At 34.9% G+C, this 19,180-nt stretch carries 15 protein-coding genes; all 15 read right to left on the bottom strand.

Annotation, left to right across the window (positions count from 1 at the left end; genetic code table 11):
* Positions 1-21 precede the first annotated feature (21 nt).
* On the bottom strand, positions 22-1,941 hold the full coding sequence (locus EKM77_RS06065) for a cation:proton antiporter (RefSeq protein ID WP_125593169.1): 1,920 nt from the start codon (positions 1,939-1,941) through the stop codon (positions 22-24).
* A gap of 201 nt (positions 1,942-2,142) precedes the next feature.
* Positions 2,143-2,931: a DUF1828 domain-containing protein gene (locus tag EKM77_RS06060; RefSeq protein ID WP_125593168.1), complete on the bottom strand. Its 789-nt coding sequence runs from the start codon at positions 2,929-2,931 to the stop codon at positions 2,143-2,145.
* A gap of 19 nt (positions 2,932-2,950) precedes the next feature.
* Complete coding sequence (locus EKM77_RS06055; protein WP_125593167.1) at positions 2,951-3,391, bottom strand: DUF6978 family protein; 441 nt, start codon at positions 3,389-3,391, stop codon at positions 2,951-2,953.
* Between the two features lie 336 nt (positions 3,392-3,727).
* Positions 3,728-4,417 carry a 2,3-diphosphoglycerate-dependent phosphoglycerate mutase gene (locus EKM77_RS06050; RefSeq protein WP_057765471.1) on the bottom strand — a complete coding sequence of 230 codons (690 nt, stop codon included), beginning with the start codon at positions 4,415-4,417 and terminating at the stop codon, positions 3,728-3,730.
* A gap of 102 nt (positions 4,418-4,519) precedes the next feature.
* Positions 4,520-7,975, bottom strand: coding sequence for a prolipoprotein diacylglyceryl transferase (locus tag EKM77_RS06045; RefSeq protein ID WP_125593166.1), 3,456 nt, complete (start codon positions 7,973-7,975; stop codon positions 4,520-4,522).
* Positions 7,976-8,288: 313 nt separating this feature from the next.
* Positions 8,289-9,674 (bottom strand): hypothetical protein, encoded by a 1,386-nt coding sequence (locus tag EKM77_RS06040; protein WP_125593165.1) that lies wholly within the window; start codon positions 9,672-9,674, stop codon positions 8,289-8,291.
* Between the two features lie 57 nt (positions 9,675-9,731).
* A complete protein-coding gene (locus EKM77_RS06035) occupies positions 9,732-10,790 on the bottom strand; it encodes an AI-2E family transporter (RefSeq protein ID WP_125593164.1) in 1,059 nt (352 codons plus the stop codon).
* 10 nt (positions 10,791-10,800) lie between these two features.
* Positions 10,801-11,598 (bottom strand): YdcF family protein, encoded by a 798-nt coding sequence (locus EKM77_RS06030; protein ID WP_125593163.1) that lies wholly within the window; start codon positions 11,596-11,598, stop codon positions 10,801-10,803.
* Between the two features lie 16 nt (positions 11,599-11,614).
* The gene (locus EKM77_RS06025; RefSeq protein WP_125593162.1) at positions 11,615-13,030 is read right to left on the bottom strand and encodes a hypothetical protein; all 1,416 of its coding nucleotides are present in this window, start codon (positions 13,028-13,030) and stop codon (positions 11,615-11,617) included.
* A 101-nt stretch (positions 13,031-13,131) separates the two neighbouring features.
* A complete protein-coding gene (locus tag EKM77_RS06020) occupies positions 13,132-14,112 on the bottom strand; it encodes a peptidoglycan recognition protein family protein (protein ID WP_125593161.1) in 981 nt (326 codons plus the stop codon).
* Positions 14,113-14,214: 102 nt separating this feature from the next.
* The gene (locus tag EKM77_RS06015; RefSeq protein WP_125593160.1) at positions 14,215-14,691 is read right to left on the bottom strand and encodes a sigma-70 RNA polymerase sigma factor region 4 domain-containing protein; all 477 of its coding nucleotides are present in this window, start codon (positions 14,689-14,691) and stop codon (positions 14,215-14,217) included.
* Positions 14,692-14,854: 163 nt separating this feature from the next.
* Positions 14,855-15,625, bottom strand: a complete 771-nt coding sequence (locus tag EKM77_RS06010; protein WP_125593159.1) for a hypothetical protein — start codon at positions 15,623-15,625, stop codon at positions 14,855-14,857.
* Between the two features lie 78 nt (positions 15,626-15,703).
* Complete coding sequence (locus tag EKM77_RS06005) at positions 15,704-17,479, bottom strand: glycoside hydrolase family 73 protein (protein WP_125593158.1); 1,776 nt, start codon at positions 17,477-17,479, stop codon at positions 15,704-15,706.
* Between the two features lie 199 nt (positions 17,480-17,678).
* The gene (locus tag EKM77_RS06000) at positions 17,679-17,918 is read right to left on the bottom strand and encodes a hypothetical protein (protein ID WP_125593157.1); all 240 of its coding nucleotides are present in this window, start codon (positions 17,916-17,918) and stop codon (positions 17,679-17,681) included.
* 82 nt (positions 17,919-18,000) lie between these two features.
* The gene (locus tag EKM77_RS05995; protein WP_125593156.1) at positions 18,001-19,113 is read right to left on the bottom strand and encodes a hypothetical protein; all 1,113 of its coding nucleotides are present in this window, start codon (positions 19,111-19,113) and stop codon (positions 18,001-18,003) included.
* Between the last annotated feature and the right edge of the window lie 67 nt (positions 19,114-19,180).

Below are 19,180 nucleotides of genomic sequence, written 5' to 3'. Positions count from 1 at the left end.
GGTTGTATATGACTGAAGATTCTATTCAGAAAAATGACGTTTAATATAAATTGTCTGTTGTAAACTAATGTCATACATGAAAGTTCGACTTTGTTGCAGTGTTATCTCTTCATTCAGGTACATTTCCCTCATATAATCCATTTCCTGTTTAAATAATTGCAACACATGATACCGTTCTATATTGATCATTTCTTCTGAAATAACCTCATCATGTCTTGTAGAGTAAATCCTCGCTAGAGTATTTATTTCAACTTGTTTATGTGTTGAATCCCGCTGATTTAAGAAATTCATAATTGGTAAATAAACCTCATCTTCAATAATTGCTCTTTCAATTTCTCTTTGTGATTCTGTTGATTCAACTCGACTATGACTACTGATCAACACCTTTATCCAATAAATCAGCGCGTTCCATGGTCTAAGCGGCTGGTTCAAAACATCTCTTACTACTACATCAGAATGAAAAGTGGCAACCTGCTTAGAAATTTTTCCAGCTTTAATTAATTCATCAGTTGCTTGTTTTTCAATTTTTAAAGTTTGACGATAAAGACTATTCAGTTTTTTCTGGTTCATCCCCAAGAGCCGTCTTTGAGTAACTAATATGGGCGTAACATAGTTTTTAATATATGGATCAAGCTCGCTATCTCTGACACTTATCAACATATCATCGACCATCTGATTCCAAAATTTTTCAGAATCTTCAAGTATCTTTTTATCCATAGTTGGTAATAATAACGGCGTTATGAATATTGGTATCAACATACTTAACATAATTACCATAACGGTTATTAAAATTATGGCCGCACGCAAATTGGTCGGAACACTTTTTAAGGTAGTTGGAATTGATAGCGCCATCATCAATGTAACCGTTCCATGGACCCCATTAACACTCGCTAAAAGACTATTGATCAAATGATTATCATTCGGTGATTCGTTAATTTTAACCATGCGAAAATAAAACCAGATGAATCTCAATATTCCTAAAGTTAAGTACAAGCTCAAGGCAATAAGAAGCAATAGTCCAAAGTGAACGTGAACATCAAAAGACTGACGAATAATCTTGGGCAAGTTGATACCTAAAATAACAAAGACCAACCCATTTAAAACCTCACTGATAATATTCTCGATCGAAAATGTAGCATCTTGAATCCTAGCAGTAGTCAATTGCCAATTCTTCTGCTCCCAAGTACGCAATAATCCCGCGGCAACAACTGCTAAAATACCAGACATCCCCAATTCTTCGGCAACAAAATAAATGATATAAGGGACCGCTAAAATATACGGAACAATGACAGCATTAATATTCATCTCGTGAGTGATCATCAAACGACGGCTGAACATAAATACCCAGCCAAGTAAAAATCCCATCACGATCCCGCCGATGAAGACATATAAGAAATTCCCCACTCCTTGAACAACCGAAAAATGTCCCGTTGCTAAAGTTGCTGCAGCTAGATTGAAAGCCACCAAACCCGAAGCATCATTTAATAATGATTCGTTTTCTAAGGCGCTATCAACCCCCGCAGGTAATTCAACTGCAGCTGTAATTGACTTATAAGCAACCGCATCAGTCGGTGATAATATTGCCGCCAGCATAAAACCGCCAAACCAAGTTAATGCCGGTGTTATAAAGTGTGCCAAGGCCCCTACAATAAGAATTGACATGATAACTAAGTTTATCGCCAACGATAAAGTGGGTCTTAACGAATATGAGAATTCCCCCAAATTAATTTTCCGACTATCACTGAACATTAAAGTCGAAATAACCACTAATAAAAAGACCTCTGGTGGAAATTCAAAGTCTGAATAAAGTGGGAAAAACGACAGTAAAAGTCCGATCCCAATTTGATAAAAAGCTAGTGGAACTTTAGGAAATCTTTGAAATAGCATTTGTGCGGGTACGACCGCTAAAAGCATGATCATAATACCGAAAAATAGACTCATTTTTTTCTCCCTGTTGGTACGTTTATGGGTTATATCATACCCTTTTTGGATTTAAAGAAGTTAGTTATGATTTCATTTTAAGATAAACAAAAAACCACATCATTTCTGATGTGGTAATAGACTAAAGAATTTCATCAATTTGATATTTTTAGTTGTATTGGTACTTGGCACTGTCAGGGTATTAATTGATAATGTTATTTATCATTCAGCTAATTCTTCGATAAAATCATTGCGCTTAGTATAAGGTATTGTTTTAATATCTTCACTATCAAATAGGGAAATAATATTCGCATCAATACTTTTTTCATTGTCATTAATAAATGTGTAAAATTTAGTTTTTCGCTTTAAAACACTCTTAGTTAACCTGACATCTGTTGCCAGTGCCTTAGCGTAATATTCATTTCGAGGTGAATTCATAGTCTTAATAAGTTTATCAGGTATATTCTTAATTCCTGCAATCGTAAAATCATATTTATGCGTCATACCAGAATTACTAACAAATGTTGGATCCTGTAATACACGGATATCATTGTCTTCAAAGAACCTAGCAATTTCATTTTTAAATATGTCATTAATATTTGAATCAGATAGCATAAACATATCATTGATAAATAGCATTGCCTGGATCAAAAAGTTCTGTGCCCTCGGAAATCCCGCTGTACTTTTAGTTTCTATATATAATTCATTATTATTTTCATCTAAATTAACCGCATATGACTTCAATTGGGTTTCTAAAATTTGTCTACGTTTTTTGGAACGCATGATCTTTATTCCCTCAGATTCTAAATCATCCAAAACATAGCCACCATCAGTTAACCTTATACCATTACTACTTTTTATAGCATACAGAATCAGGGAATCATTATGCCTATCTAAAAAAGGAGTATCTATTCTGATATAAGAGGTGTTAAGTCTACTGAATGAGAAACTTTTATTGTAAAAATCTTTTACTTCCTTCTCCAAAATTAAAGTATCTAAACCTTCTTTCAAAATAAACACCTCCTTTCAATTAATTTGGATAGTCTTCAGTATTACTATACTCGAGGAATTGTACTAAAGTCGAAAACAAACTTTCAATATCATTTATTTCATCTGGCAAGTCATGCGCATACGAATCTTTTCTTAGCCCATCAATATATTTATAAATGTGCATATGATTCTGATGAATCTTTTCTCCGTCTGGATTAATATGTGTTCCATTATTTATATCTACCCTAATAAGTTGTTCATTAGTTTCTTTAAATCGTATATGCAAACTAAATCTAGTATTATCAATATTGTTTCTATATCTATGTAAAATATACTCAATATGATTTTCAAAATCAACGACTGGGGTATCATCCTTAATTCTTCCAATGATTGGAGTATCATTTGGGATTGCCTTTACACACTTCTTTAGAGATTGTAACAACCTTTGAACTTGGTCTTCAGAAAGACTTTTAAGATCCATATATTATAAACACCTACCAGAAAATATTATTATTCATTATACAATGATACTTTATACTTTTTCGAATTCAAATTATTTTTCAGAATAATAATGGAATCAGACAAATGTTCTGATCAATTTTTTTGTATCTTCCACAGTCATTACGAAACGTATGGTAATGAGATCCATATCTAATGTATAAAATCCAAACGGTATCCGCAACGTCTTAAGGAAACAAAAAAATACGACCAAACACAAAATTGTGCGGTCGTATTTTCATTAGACTAATGGAATATGGCAACCCAAGGCTGCCCCATAAGATATTCTAAGTGACAAAGTCACTAAGCATTTCTAAAATTAGTTCAACTTCTTCTTACTTACAACTTGTAGCTTATCATCCAAATCATAGACAACTGGTTCACCAGTAGCCATTTCAACATCCATGATGTCAGCATCACTGATGTTTTCGATGTACTTAGTCAAAGCACGTAGTGAGTTACCGTGAGCTGCGATGATAACGTTCTTGCCATCTAGCAACTTAGGAGCGATTTCGTCTTCCCAGAATGGAATTACACGTTCCAAAGTAACTTTAAGGTTTTCACCACCTGGAACGATTCTTGGGTCAAGGTTTGCATAACGACGGTCATTAGCTGCTGAACCTTCGTCTGTAGCTTTCAATAATGGTGGCAAAGTATCATATGAACGTCTCCAGATATGAACTTGTTCATCACCATATTTTTCAGCTGTTTCTTTCTTGTTTAATCCTTGCAAAGCGCCATAGTGACGTTCGTTAAGTCTCCATGTCTTTGTTTCAGGGATCCATAGTTGGTCACAGCCTTCAAGAGCATAGTGCAATGTCTTGATAGCACGTGTCAATACTGATGTATATGCTTGGTCGAATTCAATTCCGGCTTCTTTAAGAAGTTTACCAGCATTTTGTGCTTGCTTAACGCCTTCTTCACTAAGGTCAACGTCAACCCAGCCAGTAAATTGGTTTGATAAATTCCATTCACTTTGTCCGTGACGAATGAAAACTAATTTTGACATTTAAAAATCCTCTTTTCATTTCTTATACAATGCTCATTTTACACGAAAAAGACTATAAAAAAAAGTTATGTTCTTCTTATAAAAACGTTTTCAGATGTTTACCTAATCTCTTTTTCTTGAACTGATAAAAGAAAAACCAAAAATTGCTAATAGAAAACTACCTAATAACGACCAGATTCCCTTACTCTCTTGTCCAGTTTGTGGAAATTCTTTAGCTAATTTAGCGTTATCTGAAGTCTTGATCAAATTATTTTGACTATTTCGCGATGTACCAGTTGAATCATAAATTTGGCCAGTCTTTGGAATGTAGACAATATCATCATTATTTGATGGAACATTAACAGCCCCCTCATAATCGAAGCCATCTATACCTGTCGTACCTGGATTTTCTGGATCTGTTACATCTGGTTCTTCTGGATTCGTCGTATCTGGATTTTCTGGGTCTGTTGTATCCGGTTCTTCTGGATCTGTTGTACCTGGATTCTCTGGATCTGTTACATCCGGTTCTTCTGGATCTGTCGTATCTGGATTTTCTGGGTTCGTTGTCTCTTTAACCTCATTAAGTGTGATCGTTGGTGCTAGTTTAATGGTCAGCGGATCAAAGGCATTATCAATCGTTTCACCACCAGAATATTGTCCGGTAATAGTGCTTACCTCAAACTCATTAGGATCAGGGGTAGCAATAGTGTCACCCGTAGCCGCTAACGAACTACTACTCAAATCTCCAGTAGCATCAAGTGTTTCAGCGGTAAAAGTATCCAGCGCTGGCAATGTTTTTTCATCTGACAGTTCCGTTTTATCTTCTATACCTTTTTGCGGTGACGCCGTATAGTAGAAATTTAATTCCTGATTAGCTCTTACATCAACACTTACTCCAGTATACATATTCATAAGTTCTTCGACTGGATCTAGACTGGTAAAGACATAAATATCACTTAAATTCTTTACATAATTTACCTTACCTAATCCTGTTCCTGGGACCATTACCCCCGTCAGATGGTAAATGACCCCATCCTTTTCATAAGATGGAACAATCATCCCACGCAAAGTTTCATTCAATTCATCTTTTTTATCTGCGCTCAAACTATAATAATCTGTTCCAGAGCTACTTTTTGCCGGTTCCTTAGCTTGCTCTTCTATTATAATATTTTGAACATCACCAATTGTATTTTCTCTTAAACCGGATGTAATACTCTTACCAATAAAGAAAGCCAAGTAACCACCAAAATATTTATATATGTTTAATGTAGTGCCACCATCTTCAATATTTTCCAAACTTGTTGTATCACCATTGGTAGATAGTTTAGTTCCATCTTTCATACTTTCAACGGCGGCATCATTATATTTCTTATCAGGCAGACCCTTAGCTAAAAATTTTACCAAATCCTTACGACTACTCTCAAAATTTGTAAAATCAGTGCTAAATGTCTCATACTGATCGCTTACATCACTAACTTCTGGATATGTATAAGAAACATCAGCACCATAAGCATCTTTGGCAGTTTCAAAAGCGTCGACTAGATCTTTATAACTCATGACTGCCTCTTGATAATCAGCTGCTTTTGTTGCTAAATCATTCCCGATATTATTAAAGACACTGGTCAAAGCTTGCCAAGCGTCTCCTTGATAAGCCGCATCATAAATCGTTTTCAGCATTTCCTGGTCGCTATTGATCGCTAAAATAATATTATTTATTTGAACAATACGTTGCTGTAACTGAAATTCTGCATTGATAACTGCAATTAATTTAGGAGTATCATCCATAACAGCAGTATTTTGACTAAATTCAGCTGTCAATTCTTCTTGTAAAACAGTCAGATCTGGCAAAGTTCCGTTAGACTCTTCAAGGTCTGTTAGTCCACTGTTGTCTAACATCGTTCTGTATTGATCCAAAGCCTTTTTATATTCACTCTGACTAGTGTTGATTTGATCAAGCGCACTTTGTACATCCGTTTGACTACTATCAACTGATTCTCGCAATTGTTCAAAGTCAGGTAATTGTTGCTCAGGAGCATTTGCAATTGCTTCACTATAGGCTTTATAGGCGTTCTGCCAAGTTGTCAACTTATTTTGTAGATCAAGCAAAGCATCATCATACGAATTTAGAACTTCTTTATTTGCTTGCATAACTTCATCATAAGCTAGCTTTAAAGGTCCCTCAATTTCGTCTACTGCCTGTTTGGCAGTATTCAGTTCTTCTTCTGCTGTATTTAATTTTTCTGTTTGGGTTGCAACCTGTCCTTCAAAATAAGTTGTTGGTCGACCTTCACTTTGTGCGTCTGATAATTGTTTTTGTAACCCAGTTAGTTTTTTTAATATACCATCATAATTACTTTGTGCTGATTCATAATTTTGAAATTCATCTGCATAATCCGTAGGAGCATTCAAATAATTTGAAATGATTTCCTGCTTTTCAGGATTTAAAACATTTGAATTATAATCATTCTGCATTAAAGTCATCTTATCAGCAGCATCTTCAACTGCCTTTTGAGCTTCATTTAAAGCATTATCATCGGTTATATCTGACATTGACAACGAATTTAATGCATCATTATAAGCTTTAACCGCACTTTTCCATGATTTTACTGCATCTTCATATGTTTCGACACTTTCCTGAACGTCTTGATGCTTATTAACTGCCGCGTCATAGGCTTCTTTAGTTTTAAGATCCGACAAAATTTGTGTTATATCGGGATTATCATCAAAATTTATCGTAGCCATCGTTGAGCCAGAATTATTATTATATGTTGTAACTGCCTCATTATAGGCGGTTGCTGCAGTATCGTAGTTTTCTTTTAAGTTTATTATGTCATCACTTGTCTTATTTGGATCGGCCAGACCTTCATTTAAAGCCTTGGCAGCTTCAGTAAGATTTGCACTAACTTGATTGAACTGACTTGAAGCACCATAGCTATCAAGATTATTCTGAACCGTTTGTAGGTTATCTGACACACTCTTTTGAAAGTCATTCGTTAATTGTTGATAATCAGTTAAACTTGTTCCTGTTGTTTTAGTATCTGTAACCTGATCGACAGCATTAGGCTGATCTTTGATCGTTTGATTAATTTTTTCTTGATACATTGAAATCAATTCTTGAGTCTTAGCCGTTGTATCATTAAACGCAGTTGCATTATCTCGATATTCATTTAAAGCATTTTGTAAAGTCGCTTGCCAATCAGTTTGCGACGTCAAATCAGAACTACTCAATAGTTCCTGTAGTTTCGCCAAACTATCATTTACATCGTTAGCCTTCCCATTGGCATCATCGACTTGATCTTGGGCATTTGTATAGTGATCTGATAATTTGGTTGCTGAAACATCTTCCTCAGTATTATCTTCAACTGGCTGTTCAACAGTATTTTCACTACCTGAGATTGAAGTATCTGGTTGTGTAATTGTTGTCCCAACTGTATCGTCAGCAGCCGCTAAAGTGGTTTCTTGATTGATCGTTACCCCAGCTACAACCCCCATTGTAGCCATAGAAGCTAGTATCAAATTATTACTAATTTTAGATGACCTTCTAGATTCATGGGGTGGGTGCTTACCGTTATTGAGCATAATTGTTTCCTCCTGATATATTGATAATTTCATCCCTAAAAAATATATAAATTAATATTTATTAAGTAAGCTAAGTATATCAGGATTTCAGCAGTCTTTGTGAACGTTTTCATTATTAGTTTAAATAATTTTTCCGCTTAAAATAAAAAATAATTTCACCCAAACTACTATCTTTATTAAACTTGCAGCGTAAACGTGCTATAAAATATAGCTTTTTCCGCTTAAAACTAAAGGGGCAGTAATCCAAAATCGGATTACTGCCCCTTTAGCCTTAGTGCTCGAAAGCTGAACATATTTTATAGCACTCTTATAGTTATTGCTTATAAACAGGTGTTTCAACATCAGACAATGTTGAAATATCCATCTTGATCTTGGCATTCTTATTCAAATAGCCATTTACTTTATCACTTCCGGCAAAGACGGCTGTGATTTTATCAGTTCCGTTCAATAATTCAGAAATTGATTTAGCATTTTGATCTTGTGTCATAATTACAGGAATAATTTCAAATCCAGCTGTTCTTAAATCAAGCAATTCTTTATAATACTTAGAATCGATCGATACAAAAATAGTTGCTGCAACTTGGCGTAGTGCTTGATGCTTCAACCACCAAACAATAAGTTCATCATCTGATTCAAATGTATTGATCAATACATTTCCCGGTGTAAATAATTGAATCAGTGGTTCTTCATCTGTATAACTCTTGATCAAAACTAAAGTTCCATCTTGACGATAGAAGTTTTCACGAACAACTTTATTAGGGTCATGATGATCATAAAATTGAGTGGCTGAAATAACTCCGTTAACATCAAAAATATCACGACTCAAAAGTTTACCGCTCTTATAATGACGAATAACTTGTAAATTCTGATCACTATCTCTGGAAACTTCCATTATCATTTCATTGTTAGAATTAATAATTTTATCCTTATTATCATCTAAATGTTCAACATGATAGTCTTCTTCAAATGGGACTTCAGCTGGTGTGATCGGAACGTTATTATTTCTATCTTGAAGATCATTATACATATTTAATAAGTAGGCATTGTTGCTAGCCATATCTTGATTTTGATAATCCATCCAAGTCTCATTAGCGTGATCATCATAAGAAACAGAAATTGCATTGGCTATCAAATTTTTCTCTGCCAAAGTTTGATTGATCTGTTTCCACATTTGGGTTGCATGGTGACCTGGATCAGATTCCAAGTGATCTGTAAAAATGAAATAGTTACGATTAGGATCTAAGAAAATCTCATTTGCCATTTCATCAGTATCAAACCATTTACGTAATGAATCATTGATAGTTTTGATTTTAGCAGCCGCATTTTCACGAAGATCATTATCATCGACCCCAGCGCTACGCAAAATATGATTGCTATAACTTCTTTCAGCCAATAATTCGTGACGCAACTTACTCTTTAAAGAATCAGTTTGTGTTAAGACGTCTTCTAAATTTTGTTCAGTGTATTGCCAGTCATCGGCATTATCAGCTTCTGGGACAGGTTGTTCCTCATAATAGTAACCGGGCATTTCCGGACCTTGAGGATAAGGCTGTTCTTGTGATTGAGCCTGAAATTGTTGTTGAGGATCATTATTAAATTCTGGCTGAAATTGTGATCCTTGATAAGGCTCCATATTATTCTGCTCATAATTGTTGCCAGTATCTGGACTATCTTTTTTCTTCCTATCAAAAAATGACATATGCGCGTCTCCTCTATACTCAATAACCTAATTATAATATACGATAAACAATAAATTCTATTTAGTTTTACGATAATTTTTTAGTTTGATTTTTTTCCTCTTCTTATTTCCACCAATTGAATGAACTCCTAGTATATCTAAGAAGAAGACGAAAATTGGAATACCGATGATCAATCCCCATGTTCCAATCAATTCCTCTGATACTAATAATACAACAAAGGTAAAGAAGATCGGTAAATGAGTCATGCTAGACATAAATTGTGGGTTCAAGAAATACGTTTCGATCATATGAATAACGATGATCATAATAATAATGTAAATAACATATTTGATCCCACCAACTGAAAATGCCACAAAACTCAACGGTATCAAGGAAATAATAACACCCGCCACTGGAATAAGCGACAAGATAAATACCATAACGGCTAAAGCAATAACACCAGGCATCTTCATAAAAATCAATGTAATAGTAGTTAAAGTCGTATTAACAATAGCAATCATCAATTGAGCCTCAATGACGACTCCAAATGTATTAACAAATTTTTGACCATAGTAACGAAGGTCATCAAACAACCAGCCATACTTACTATTTAAAAATTGACGTCCAAAATCATTCATTTGCTCTACTTGACTAGTATAGAAGAAACTAAGCAAGAATGACAAAAGAATATTCAAACCAACGGCACCAACACTAGTAATATAGTTGACTAATTGCGTAACAGCGACTTTTATTTGATTATCCAAATTTATCTGCTGCAAATAATCATAAATCACTTTCAAATACGTATTTGAACGCATTTCTTTACTTTGATAGAAAGTCTGTAAGGATGCAAACATTTTAACAGTCTGACTAACTAATTGTGGAACATAATTAGTTACCGCAAAAACCAGCATAGCTATTATCAGTAAATAGACTGGCACAATGATCCAAACCGGCTTAACCTTAATTTTCTTTTGTACAAATCTAACAAATTGAACGGATAAAAATGTAAAAGTAAAGGTCAGAAGAAATAAACTCATCATACTGCGGAAAAGATAAAATACTAAAATAACCGCAAGTAACAAAGTTACTCGTCTCAGCCTCAAATTGGCAACGAACTTATCATATGAAAACATAAAAATCTCCCTAACTTACTAATGTACTAACTAGAATAACAAACATCATTATAAATGTCGTCATTAGAGTGTACCTATGATACCAGAGAATCGCCGTGAATTCTCGAAACATAGCAGGATATTTAAATAAGTCTAAGGTTTTTGCTTGAACAAAGTTTGGACGCAGGCATAAATCTTTAGAATACCGGTTTACCCGAGGCACATGATACTCACTAGTTATGATCATAATCTGTGGAAAATAACTATTTTGCCAGTCAGCTTGAATCTTTACTGATGAAAATTCTAAATTTTGCATTGTATTCAAAGAACGATCCTCAGTCAAAATAATTTCAGGTTCAATCCCATTTTGAATCAAGTAATCCCGCATCATCTTAGCTTCTGATTGCGGATTAGAAGAACTATATCCACCACTAACAATAATCTTAGGCCGACATTTCAAAATACGATAGGTTTCAATCGTTTTATCTAATCGGCCTTTAAGATTAGGTGGGATACGATAACTCATTATGCGCGTTCCCAAAACAACAATATAATCAACATCTTTTATAGCTGAATCCTTAAAGAGCCAAACTTTAATAAGATAGTTGATCATCAAAATAAAGAACACTAAATTTATACCAAAGATCATCGCTACAAAACTACTAAATACTTTATTGCCACTAAAAAAGATCATCCAGCCTAGGGCTATTAAAAAGGCTCCATCCAAAATTATATATATAGTTGGAAAGCGGCTGAATATCGCTCGCGCATGATTGATCAGAAAAAATTCTATAACAAAAATACCAACTGTTCCTAAAAAATAGAACATAAATCCCCTCCAAAAGCTAATTTACGGTAAATTTCAAGGCTGGAACTTTTAAGGAAATATTCTTAACTAAAGTCCAAGTAATAGTTGTGGAATCTTTATCTGGTTGTCTCAACAAATATAATTTATTATTGAGCATCCCATAAACCAAGAACTTCCCTTTACTTGTTGTAACAGTTGGACTATTATCCCCATTTTGAGCAGCTGTAACTAAGAATACATATTGCATATCCGGCTGACTATTCCCATCAACATCAACGCCTTTGTAATCGTTAACATCTTGATTGGTGCTGTATTTTCCGCCAAAATCAACTTCGACACTGCCAATTTTTTTATCATTATTATCAGAAATAGCTGCAACTAATTGCATGAAATCAGCATTAGACTGAACCGGATCGGCTAAATAAGATAGGTAATAATTATTCGTTTGAGTAATCGCATCTTTTAATTTAGTCTGATTAGAATTGGATTTCGTCAAAAGATTTCCCTTACTATTAGACTGTCCCTCTTGTTGTCTAACGGTATAATCACTTGAAAATAAATACAGTTGATCTGAATCCTGCTCGATTCTTGTTCTAGCCAAATTGATCTGATTTCCGGTCGATTTTGAATTAACTTTCAGATTGACACTTTTTGGCAATAAATGATCTTGATTTTGACCGTGGAAATAATATTCGATCGTCAAAAGATTTTTTGGCACTAAATAATATTTACCGTACAAACTCTTTACTTGTCCTGATAAGACTAAAGTGGTCATAACCGTTGGATTATCAGTCGTATCACTCAAAGATTGTGCAGCATGTTCTGTCAAAGTCATCTGATAAGTACCATTATTATTGATAGTTAAATTACCATCCGTACGTCGATAATCAATGATCGTCTTAAAATCATAAGTCCCAACAAAATTGGTGTTTTTAAGGTTTTCTGCTCCGTATTCAATATCTACAATATGATTTTTCATTTGTTTATAACTAATTTTTTGCGCACGACTCTTATTTTCCTGAACTGCTTTAGATTTTTTATCTGTTTTTGTTATATAAGCAAACTTATAAGTATCGCCTTTATAGTTTACGTAATAACCTTTCATATGACGCCCATAAACGTTTTCTTTATAAGCTTTCCCCAGTGTAAATGACAATTTATTTGAACTATTGATAGTGATGGTCTTACCATTATTATCTAATGTGAAAGTAGGCCTCTTATTATGAATATTGAGTCTTTGAATACCGACCTTATCGCCAATTGCGGACATATCATTCACAATCGCCCGTTTATCGGAAAATTTAACCGACACAACGTCGTTTTCGCCCTGATCCTGATATAAATACCAAGTGTGATTTGTAGCAGTAACTACCGTATTGTTTTTTTTGCTACATCCAAAAATTACGATAAAAAAAGCCAACACGGCTAAAATAGATAAAAGTTTTTTCCTCATATCCTAAAAACCTTTCATATATATAAAAACATTATACAACGTGACGCCCGTTTGAAAGTATAAAAAAAGAATCCCTTACGGGATTCCTTAAAAATTACTCTCTAAAACGCTGAATATTGTGAATAAGTATCCATTACCCATTCTTTAACTGATACACGATAGTAAACATGACCATTGAATGTCTTTGTTTCAGCGACAGCCCATGGGGTGTTATTAGCTAAAGCACGAACCGTTTGTTTTTCAGGCATTCCAGTATCTTCATTGAACATATAGATTGGAACGTATGAACCATCAGGATTATTAACTTGTGTTACACCGATAACACTTGAGTCACCAGTATTGTTAGTTGCGTCATCGCCGCCACCGTTAGTTGTACTATCACCGCCATCAGTAGAACCGTTGTTCTTTAGGTTGTTATAGTATTGACCAACAAGGTCGTCGAATTGTGACATACTGTAACCCCAGTTAGCAAAGTAGCCAACAGGATCAGTATGAGTTGTTTCACCATACATATGAGAAATATCATTATGTGATACAACTGTAACGCCTGGTGTAAATGGCAAGTTGTATTGGATCAACTTAGAAGCCACATAATAAGCGTCATTGGCAACTGATCTAGCAAATTCGTCAGTTGTGTTAACTTCACAAAGCTCTACTTGAACATAGTTGTTATTGGCTGTGTGTCCTGCACCCCAGACACCATAGTCAGTATTGTGAATATTGATGATCTCATTTGCATCAACGAAGGCATGAACGTAAGTTTGAGCTGTTTGCCATTCACGGTTAAAGTAAGTTACTTCGTTACGAGCTGTAGCTCCTGGAGTAGCTGTCTCATGAACAACAACACCGATAGGCTTACCAACACCATTAGCGTAACCAAACCATTGGCTAAATGTACCTTCTTCATTTTGAATTGAAACAGGTTTAATATTATTTGCTGCAATATAGTCATTAATTGCTGAAGCTTTTACTGTTTGTTGAATTGATGCTTGGGGAACCACTTGGTTCACCGTTACATATCCCGCACCGGCTAGAGCAACTGAAGTTGCTAAAGTAGCCATTAATCTCTTTTTAGATACCATATAAATTATCCTTCCCAACGTTAAATTTCTTAACCACTAAATTATAACAACATTTTTTGTCAAATTGACAAAAGTAATAAAGCTGTAATCAGATAGTAAACTTCATGACGCTACCATCATTCTCAATTTATCACGAAGCTTACTGCGCCAATACCTGAGGTTGCGTGTCGAACAGTTGTAACGCTTCGCCAATATTACTAAAGATTCTTGATTTATGAAATGTTCCTGCAATAAAATAATTTCTATTTTAGTAAAATTATTTAAATCAACATCCTTGATCAAATTGAGTATTTCTTTAGATTCGACTCTTTGAAAATCAAATTCCTCTAACGAATGAAATTCCTTATAGACTTTTTCCTTACGTAATAAGTCAGTTAGCTTCCAAACTAAGCTTTGATAAAGGTAAACTTGGGGATTATTTTGCTCTTGTGCTTTTTCATATCCTAAAGCATAGATAATTACAGCTTCTTGAAAGTAGTCTTCATAATCAATCCTTGTAGGATAAATATGAACTCTCTTTAAAGCACCGTAAATCAATCTCTCATTCTCGATTGCTGAAATAAATCCTTGTTCATTCATTGTGAGTAAGCTCCTAATGTTTTTTACTCACAGGCCTGTGAATGTACTAATAATAACGATAATGTTTTTGTAATATTAGTCGCCATTCCTAGATTTAAAATCGTATTCTCCGGCTTGAACTATCCCATCCAAAATAAAAAAGCATCCATAGCGGATACTTGTCTTAATAATTGCGTTTAATTTTACTTATTTTTTGTTTATAGATGATCACACTTTCTAAATACCCTAATTCGCCACGACACATTTTTAAAAAGACGGAATCTACTAATTGATCAACTCCATGCTCTACTTCTTGATATTTTTGAGGGATCTTAAGATGCTTAGAACAAATACAAGTGGAAAACGCCGTCAAAATACATTCATCATTTAGAACCGATATTTGTAAATTCATCGACTTCATGTAAATTTTTGCCGACGATACAAAGTATTCTGCCATGACACTTACATCATGAACTCTCGTACTAAGATTGCCTTTGGGAAAATCCATTTCGATATTGTAACCTTGGATAGATTCAAAGTTTGCGGTTTGATTCGTCTGACTAAAGCCAACAACGAAATGTAAACCGATCCAGTCAGCATTACTACGACTTCCACCAGTCATTGGCATGTACCCGACGTTCCCATGGACCATTGGCAAATAATGTTTGAACTTAAAATAATTAGATAAAACTCTGGAAACCATAAAACCAACACGATTAGTTTGGTGGAATTCGTTCATCAATTGTTTAGTCGTTCTTTCGACAAAGAAAACTCCTTTGTTCTTATGAACTACAATCGAATTTCCGTAAGTCACTCCATGATCTTTGATATCAAATAAAGCAACAATATCATTATCAACTATAAAATTATCATTAATATATAAGAGTCTTATTCCTTGATTCAATAACCATTCTTTATTGATCACTTGGTTTGAAAACTGGTAAATATTATGCATGCTTTACAGCTCCGTTTTATATTTTTTGTGGTCCAAACACGAGAAACCGCTCCCACAAAAAAAAGACGCCTAAGCGTCTTAAACTGCAGTATAAATACAGTATTTACCATCGACCCAACCACCAACAACTTGATACCAAGTGGTTCCGTCAACGATTTGTTTAGATGTTACTTTCCAAGTAGTTCCATCGGCTAAACGTTTACCAGTAAATTTATGATTTGAGGCTGGACTATTGTAAACATTGACACCATATCCAGGAATATAGTTGATCTTAACGGTCCCATTTACTGAAGTTACATAATTTGAACCAGTAGCTTGAACATCATTAGCACTGACCCATTCGTCAGAAGACACACGATACCAAATCGATCCATCAGAATGAGTTGACTTCTTATCAACTTTCCAATCGGTATTAGATGCTAAAGCTCTATATGTACTTACTTGATGTTTAGAATTGTATAATCTAGCACTTGGTGTCGCAATTACATGGACCACATCAGGATAGTCGATCACAACATCTTGATCTGATTCATCAGTATTAGTTTCTGATGCTAGTTGAATATCTGAATCTTTAACATAAGAATCAGTTCCGACCAAATAATACTTTGCACCATCATCACCAAGAACATAGGCGGTCGTGACCCATGAAGACTTGTAAGGTAAAGTACGATCAGTTGCAGAGTTTGCATCACCTGATGAATAAACTACCGCACCATTTGTATTTGAAACTGTTGCCGTATCACTAATTGCCACTGGAGGTTGTGTTGTTGAAGTTTCTTCAGATTTTAGTTGAACATCAGAAGCCTTAACAAATTCATGTGTTGAAACTTGATAGTAAGTTTCGCCTTCAGGAGTCACAACTTTAGAAATTACTTTCCAAGGAGTTCCTTCAGCCAAAGCACGAGTACCTACTTGTTGATCAGGATAGGCATCAGTATAAAGCGGTGCTGCTCCTTTTTTAGTTACAGTAGCAACATCATCCATTGCTGTTTGTGTACCATTCACTTGTTGAACACCACTATTATTGTCGTTATTATCTTCAGCTCCACCATCAGTTTCGCTTTTTTCGTCATATTTAGTTAAGTTATAAGATTCGATCATATTATTTAATGAAGCAGCATAAGTTGGTGCTGTAGCATATTTACCTTGTAAAGCCGCCGTAGCATCTTTATAAGTAGCCGCATTTTCTTTCCAAGCACCACTATAATACTTAGCATCCCATGACACACCATTGCGGATCTTATTTCCGTTATCCGCAAATGATTCAAAATAAGTAGGATACTTACAGAAATTAGCGTAAATGTAATACCACCCCTGTGAGGCATTCCATTCAGCAGTTTTCATAGTAATATATGAGCCATTGTAGTCACCTTTGATACCGAAAAGATTATTTCCTTCCGTAGCTAAATCAGAGGTTCCCCAACCGCTCTCCAAAATAGCCTGTGCCAACATTACAGATGTATAAACACCATATTGAGATGAAGCTTTTTGAGCCATAGGAACAGCCATAGCTAAAAATGCCTGCTGCTGTGCACTTGTTGCACCAGACGTGGTCGTTGCTTGTGTTAAAGCAGAAGATTGTGCCTTTAACAAACTGCTCTTTGCTGCTTTGGCATCAGAAACATCTGATCCTTCTGAAGGTGTGTCAGTTGAGTCAGAAACCGGTGCTCCTTGTTCATCCATAACACTAGCAACACTGTTATCTTTACCGTTTGAACCAATTTTTTCTGCGTCATTATCGTTACTTTTGTCATCAGCTGAAACTGATGCTCTTACGTGGGACGTATTTGATGAAATACCAACTGCAGCCAGAACACTAGCTAGCGCGGTTGATGCTACCCATTTTTTGTTCATGTCTAAATTTCCCCTGTTTTTAAAAATTTCTTGTCTAATATCAGACTACTATGTAACGGTTTTCTGTTCAATAAAATCAACTAAACCGTAATAAATTCTAAACATTTGAGCAAAAAAATTAACATAACTGAAACAAATCTATGCTCCGTATTTTTTGGACAAAAAAAACATCTCAAAATCAACTAAGATTTCGAGGTGCTTATTCATTACGGTCAATATACTCGACGTATTCTGCTTCGATCCATTCACCATCTTTAGCAATACGATAAAAGGCTTTACCATCATCACCGATTCCACGGGCATCTGTATACCATGCTGTTTGTCCTTTGACAAACTTGTCCTGTAACATTTTACGATCCATTTCATATGTATCGAATAAAAAGACCACGTAGCGGTCATCTTGGTTTACCTTAACAATACCGTTTACGTTTTCTAGCATTGTATTACCACCTTTTTAAGCTTTAGTTTAATTATACCCTAAATACAAAAAAAAACAGGCTCACTTGCATGAGTCCTGTTAATTATTTACTTATGATAACACCATCATCCGCTTTAACAAACTCATTAGTGGAGACACCGTAGTAAATTCCACCATGCATATCAGTTCCAATTTTATCTACTAACCAACTCGTTCCACCTGCTAAAGCACGTGTTGTGGAAACTACTTTATTTGAATCTTGTAGATTGTAACGAACGTGACGAGTGGATAAAGTGATCTCTTTTGGAGTATCCAAATTTTGAACAGTCATTCCTTCAGTTACTTTGCCGTTCTCCACAAAATCAACATCAGAAGCATTGACCCACTCATCAGTTGAAACACGATATTGCTTAATCCCATCGACAGTTCTGGTACCATCCATCTTCCATGATGAATTGGCTACTAAAGCACGATTATCTATCTTTTCGTTGTTTTCGTCGTATAGACTGTAACTACTCTGATCGGTATGTGTTGTTACGATCCCTTTTTTGGGAGCTGCTGGTTTAGTGGTGTGGTTGCCCGTATTGCCAGTATCAGGTGCAGGTGGAGTGCCTACAACTACTTTACGAATATACGAAATTGCTGTTTTGTCAATATATGGGAATACCTTCCCAAATTCATCTGAACTATTAGGCTTTTCTATTTTTTTACCATTTAACGTAACCGAAACTGTTGAAGGATCATTTTCCCAATTACTTAAGGTTTGAATCAATTCATTATTCCCACCAGGTATGGCTATGGTCATTGGCAAATAATAAGTTTTACCATCTTCTACATTTTTTAAATAATCATCCAAATCAGAAAAAATCATGGGCTTAGTACCATTTAAAGCGTCATCTTCTGTTTCATACAAAGCAGAATTATCTTTTGAAATAACCGAATATGAATTCAATGAATTACCCTTATTATCTTTTATTGAATAAACTATATCCTTTAAAGTTGAAGTACTGGAATCTACTTGACCCATAACATCTAAAAACGTACTAGCTGTAGAAATATAATCTGTTGTTTGAATCGTAATATCTAATGATCCAGAAGCAGAAGGTATTTGCTCAGTAGAATCTGCTTTAACCTCATGAATAGTTGGAACTGCAATTGGTGATAAAACCATCAAGGCAGCCGACATAATCCCTGCATATTTAATTGATTTTTTCATGTTTATCCCCCGTAACCCATTAGTCTTAATGATTTAAGTATACGCCTAAAAATCCAAAAGATACCTG

It is taken from the genome of Companilactobacillus baiquanensis (genome assembly GCF_003946605.1).
Lineage (GTDB): Bacteria > Bacillota > Bacilli > Lactobacillales > Lactobacillaceae > Companilactobacillus > Companilactobacillus baiquanensis.
Note: the sequence above shows the minus strand (reverse complement) of the source record. Positions and strands in the feature narration are given on the sequence as shown.